Raw genomic sequence first — 5,614 nt, forward strand, 5'->3', positions numbered from 1 at the left:
AAGCCAGAGGCCTATGATCAGGTGTCTGGCCTTCTCGACTACTGGGCACAAGCGCAGGAGCAGGTGGCGGAAGATCTGGCCATGATACCTGAGCGCTTGTGGGCGACTCAAAGGGGGTGGAGTTATTATCTGGGCTGGGCACCTCTGCCGACATTGGCCAACATCTGTGAGTATGGCCCTCGCGTTCTCTCCATTGAGATCAGAGCTAAGAACGCGCGTGATGACTTTGATCCGGTAAGCCTGCCGCTCATGCATGCGATCACGCAGCTCCGCATCTTGTTCCGCGAGGCGCTGACTTCTGGCAATCGTCCCGTACTGGTTGCCCTTGAGCCTGACATGCCAGATGAGCTCTCTCGGATGATCAAAGCGGTACACGCTGACCTAAAACGCAGCGGCGTCTCCTTTCTCGTGCATGCAAGATCAACCCGTGACATACGCAATGCCTTCAAGCTTGGTCTCCAAGAGCCCATGTGCTCGGTCTTCGACACCGTCATCATGACGGAGCCAGACTATATGTCCTTCATCGAGGTGGTCGATAATCGCGCTATCTCTAGCGAAGGCGTCAGACATGTTCGGCCCGGTGAGATCCTGATCGCTGAGACTGGGCGTCTGCCGGTTCGCTTGCATCCGGCAGATCCCTCCATGGTTCGCATGGCAGCTTATACGCCGACCGACAAGATTCAGCGGCCAGAGCCTTGGAGTGAGGCTGCGGTCTCCTATCCACTAGGGGCAAGTCTGCCCAAGCAAGTAGTAGTGAACATACCTAAGCAGAAGGTGACAAAGCGACAGGAGATAGTGGCTGTCCCTGTTAGCCAGGACGCGCCACCCAAAGCGGCAAAGTCCAAGTCGCTAGTGACCAAGGATGATCTCACCTCGGGGACGGCGCGTCTCAAGCGTGCGTTGGCCAAGCGGACCGGCGGCACGTCACCCTCCCAACCTCGTCTGATCTGAGGCCGCAGCCATGACCACGCGCAAGCAACTCACCCTCCATCTTGATGACACCACTGCCCGCGCCCTCGATCACGAGGCCAAGCTGCGCGGGCTCACCCTCTCACGCGCCGCCAACGATGCCCTAAAACGCGTCCTCATCCATGACCGAGCTGACGCCATCGCCGATACCATTAAGGCCCGCCTTGATCGGTTGGATCAGCGGGATCTGGCGAGGGGTCGGGAGCTTATCCTAATCAAAGAGGCACTTCTTCAGTTTGTTCGGCTTTGGTTGACCTATGCTGGTCCACTGGAAAGCGAGGAGGAGGACAGCGATATTGATGGGCGCTTTGAAGCCTATCTTGATGCACTGGCGGAAGGAGTTACAGGTTAACTACAAGAATTTCTCGGTTAGCAGCTTGTACGGCACTTGGCAGCCATTTTCGTTGAAGATATTGTATCAGCTATTGTTTTGTTCCGCCGACGCCACAAATATCAAGCGGTTTGAACTCGTTGGTAGTGCATATGTCCGAAATTGACGCTAGGCAGCATCATTAAGCTGCTTAGAGTACTTCTTGACCAAAGGTCGCAGTGAAACCTAAACTTGTTTTAGTCAAACAGGCCTGCTCATCGGTCTTATTTTAAGCATCACGATTTGCTTGGGAATTTAATAGTGGCAACCATGACACACGACGATAACGCCTCAAAATGGATTGATGTAGCCATTGCCGGAAAAGTGACCTTTGCCACACAGCAGTCGGCCGTTCCCATTATTGCGGACCTTGTTGTCCGCAACATTAGTGAAGAGGTCCTAGAGAGTGTAACGCTTTCCATGACCTGTGAGCCGCCTGTCCTTGCACCCCGAGCTTGGAAGTTTGATCGACTGGCTTCTGGCGGGGAGGTTCGGGTCAAAGACCGAAACGTCGCGCTTGATGGTGGCCTTTTATCGCGTCTGAACGAAGCGATGCGGACCCAAGTGACCTTTGTACTATCGCATTCAAGTGGTGGGGAAACTCATGAGCTAGAGGTCGTTTCCCGCGACATTATGGCCCTTGCCCGCAATGAATGGGGCGGGGCTTCCGTCATGCAAGAGCTGTTAGCGGCATTCGTTATGCCGAACGATCCTGCGGTTGCGGTAATCCTCAGAGATGCGGCTGAGGTTCTTCGATCGGCAGGCAAGGAGGGTAAGCTCGATGGATATCAGAGTAAATCTCGCACACGGGTCTGGGAAATTGCTTCGGCAATCTGGTCCGCAGTGTGCGCCAAAAGATTGGTCTATTGCGAACCACCAGCTAGCTTCGAGCGGTCCGGCCAGAAAATTCGGACACCGAGTGATGTCCTGAATCAAGGGTTGGCAACCTGTTTAGATAGTGCCCTCTTGTTCTCCGCCGCTTTCGAGCAAGCAGGATTGTATCCAGTCTTGGTGTTGGTGGAGGGCCATGTAATGGCGGGCGTTTGGTTGCAGCCGACCCAATTTGCAAGCCTTACAACGGAAGACCCTATTGATGTTCGCAAGCCAGTTGCTCTCAAGGAGCTTGTCCTTTTTGAAACAACGCTCGCAACATCAGATATCTATGTACCTTTTGATCGAGCAATCCGGGAAGCCGAGAGTCGAATTGCTGAAGAAAGGGAGGCGCAATTTGTTTACGCGTTGGACATCAGGCAGGCGCGTGGAAGGTATATTACACCACTGGCTATCGAGCTGGAAACTAATCCCGCCGATCCAGCGATTGCAACGGGTCAATTGATTGGACTTCAATCGGCCCCTGAACTGCCTCCTTTCGACTTGGGTCTCGACGATGGGCCCGCCCCCGATAGTCCAGAGACTCGCGTTGATCATTGGAAGCGTAAGCTTTTGGACCTGACAAAGCGCAATCGGCTTTTGAACTTAAAGCCCAGCAAGACCGCAATACGAATGGTATGTCCAGACCCTGCGGCCCTTGAAGACCTTTTGGCTGCCGGTTCCAAAGTTTCCATTGTACCAGTGCCTACGCTTCCGGGAACGGAAGGAAACAGAGACGCCGAACTCTTCAGGGTTCAAAATGGCGTCGAATTTGAACGTGCATTTGCAGCTGAGGCCCTATCCCGAAAAGAGCTAGCAGCATCAGCGGACGAACGACAGCTCGATGCCGGCCTAATCGAGCTTTACCGAAAGGCAAATTCGGACCTCCAGGAAGGCGGGGCAAATACTCTATTTCTGGCCATTGGTGTACTCCGTTGGAAGGTCAATGAAACTGATACACAGAGCTATCGAGCGCCACTCTTGCTCTTACCCGTCACATTGAAGCGGGCCAGCGCGATCTCCAAGGTCAGTCTTTCGCTGCATGAGGATGAACCAACCTTCAATCTTACCCTCTTGGAAATGATCCGGCAGGACTTTGGGATCCGTATCCCAGAACTTGAAGCGGGACTTCCTAGGGATGACTCCGGCATCGACGTGACTTCAGTTTGGAATAGTGTCCGTCGAGCGATCAAAGAAGTTCCGGGATTTGAGGTCATCGAAGACGTCATACTGTCGACCTTCTCCTTCGCGAAATATCTCATGTGGAAGGACATCTCGGACCGAACTGAGCAATTGAAGAATGCGCCATTGGTACGCCACCTAATTGAGACGCCACGCGACCCCTATAAAAATTCAGCACAATTCATTGCGCCGGATCAGCTTGACGAAAAGGTCGACCCTGCCAGTCTTTATATGCCACTTTATGCGGATAGCTCCCAGGTAGTTGCCGTTCATGCATCTGGTCAGAATGGCGATTTCATTTTGGAAGGCCCCCCCGGAACTGGCAAATCCCAAACTATCTCCAACATCATTGCACATAATATTGGGCTGGGGCGGCGTGTTTTGTTCGTCGCCGAAAAAATGGTGGCCCTAAATGTCGTTTACGATCGGCTAAAGAAGGTTGGGCTTGGCGACTTTTGTTTGGAGCTTCACTCCAATAAGGCCAACAAGCGTGATGTATTAAATCAGCTAGATCGCTCTTGGCGCAATAGAGTAACCAAGACCTCTACGGAGTGGGAAGCCGAAGCCGCACGCCTTAAAGCATTGAGGGCCAACCTAAACGGATTGGTCGAGGCGTTACATAAAAAGGGTCAAACTGGCATAAGTGCTCGCCAAGCAATTTCTAAAGCCTGCAGCCTCGATGAGGCGCAGCCTATAAAGTTAGGCTGGGCAAGCGACCTCCACAATGATCGGGCGCAAGACGCAGAGGGATTGGATAGATTAAAGGACTTGGCGCGTCGGCTGGGACAAAGCTTTAGTGAAATCTCCCCAGCCGACCGTGTCGATTTCGCTTCAATCGAACAGCCAAATTGGTCAAATCATTGGTCAGAGCAGCTAGCAATCGCGGCCAATAATCTTCTCAGATGCGATAAATCTGTCAGGCAGGCAGCCGCTCGCTTTGCTGAAATGACTGAGCTGCCAGACCTAAGTTCGACCCTATCCGGGTTAGCGGACATGGCAGCTTTGGCAAGAAGTCTGATGCCTGAGAGCAAGAAATATGCATTCGGCTTGCTCCCGGAAGGCTCTGAGATTGCATCGAAACTGCAGGAGGCCTGCGAAACTCTTTCGGACTATCGAAAGCTTAAGTTAGATCTCTCCCAGCCGTGGTCCGATGAGACCATTGCTGCCCTTGACGTCGAAGCGACCTCAGACAGATGGTCCAAAGCGAAGGGCAAATTTTGGCCCATAGGTCCATTTGAGTGCTGGCTACTGTCTGGGCAGATCAAGAAAGCTTCTCAGCTACCCGCAAATCCTGATCTATCGGCGGACTTGCCTGTTCTCGCCCAACTTCAAGTATTGCGTCGTTCACTTGACGCGCATACGGGCGCTCTGCCCGCCGAGGCTGGCTGGAAGCAGCTGGATACAGATATCGGTTCCATGCTGAAGAGAGTTGAACATGCTAAGACGCTTCGAGGCCAAGTTACTCGCCTAACAGATCAGCCAATTGAAATGCTGAAACATCGAAAGGCGGTTAGATTCTTGGTTACTGAGGCCTCAGAGCTGTTAGAGCCCGGCATGCCTCTAGCAACTTCGTGTGCTTCACTCGTCACCGTTGCCGAGCATTATGTCAGCGCCGCCAAAGCCTTTTCGAAACTTGCAAAAATTTCCGACACAAATAGCGTCAGCCTCGACCAAATGGCTTCGCTTGCTCAAGCAGTAATCGAAAAGCAACCTAGGCTCAATGCATGGTGCAGATGGCAGGCGCTTAAGCAAGTCGCAATCGATGCTGGCATTGAGGCGGTCGTAGAGGCGCTAGAATGTGACATTATTCAGGGAAATGAGGCGCAGCTCGCATTCGAAGTGGCCTATTGTCGTTGACTTGCGCCTGTTTTGATTGATAACAATCCAGTTTTACGGGATTTTTCGGCAATCGAGCACGAAGACTTGATTCAGAGATTTCGCGCCCTTGATGAGAGGGTCGCCAAGCTTTCTGCTGACTATGTCAGGGCCAAGCTAAGCGGTGGTTTGCCTAATCCAGACGACCCCAATCGGCACAGTGGCTTTGGGGTATTAAAGCACGAGGTTCAAAAACAGAGAGCATACAAGCCAGTGCGCCAACTTGTTGAGGACATGGGGGATGCCTTAACTGCGTTGTCCCCATGTCTTCTGATGAGTCCGCTATCGGTTGCTCAGTTCCTTGATGCGTAAGCGACCGGTCTTGGCCGCCTTGCATTGAAGTGGCGA

4 protein-coding genes are annotated in these 5,614 nt (G+C 52.8%); all 4 read left to right on the plus strand.

The window, feature by feature from the left end:
• The coding region (locus tag B7364_RS05220) for a hypothetical protein (RefSeq protein ID WP_157893507.1) at positions 1-951 on the plus strand (951 nt) is incomplete at its 5' end.
• Positions 952-961: 10 nt separating this feature from the next.
• The gene (locus tag B7364_RS05225) at positions 962-1,321 is read left to right on the plus strand and encodes a hypothetical protein (protein ID WP_085338882.1); all 360 of its coding nucleotides are present in this window, start codon (positions 962-964) and stop codon (positions 1,319-1,321) included.
• Between the two features lie 288 nt (positions 1,322-1,609).
• The gene (locus tag B7364_RS05230) at positions 1,610-5,248 is read left to right on the plus strand and encodes a DUF4011 domain-containing protein (RefSeq protein WP_085338883.1); all 3,639 of its coding nucleotides are present in this window, start codon (positions 1,610-1,612) and stop codon (positions 5,246-5,248) included.
• A gap of 12 nt (positions 5,249-5,260) precedes the next feature.
• On the plus strand, positions 5,261-5,578 hold the full coding sequence (locus B7364_RS18105) for a hypothetical protein (RefSeq protein ID WP_085338884.1): 318 nt from the start codon (positions 5,261-5,263) through the stop codon (positions 5,576-5,578).
• Positions 5,579-5,614: the final 36 nt, after the last annotated feature.

Source organism: Aquidulcibacter paucihalophilus, assembly GCF_002105465.1.
Classification (GTDB): domain Bacteria; phylum Pseudomonadota; class Alphaproteobacteria; order Caulobacterales; family Aquidulcibacteraceae; genus Aquidulcibacter; species Aquidulcibacter paucihalophilus.

Coding starts and splice junctions, on each gene's coding strand:
- B7364_RS05225 (WP_085338882.1), top strand. CDS start 962: ATGACCACGCGCAAGCAACTCACCCTCCATCTTGATGACACCACTGCC.
- B7364_RS05230 (WP_085338883.1), top strand. CDS start 1,610: ATGACACACGACGATAACGCCTCAAAATGGATTGATGTAGCCATTGCC.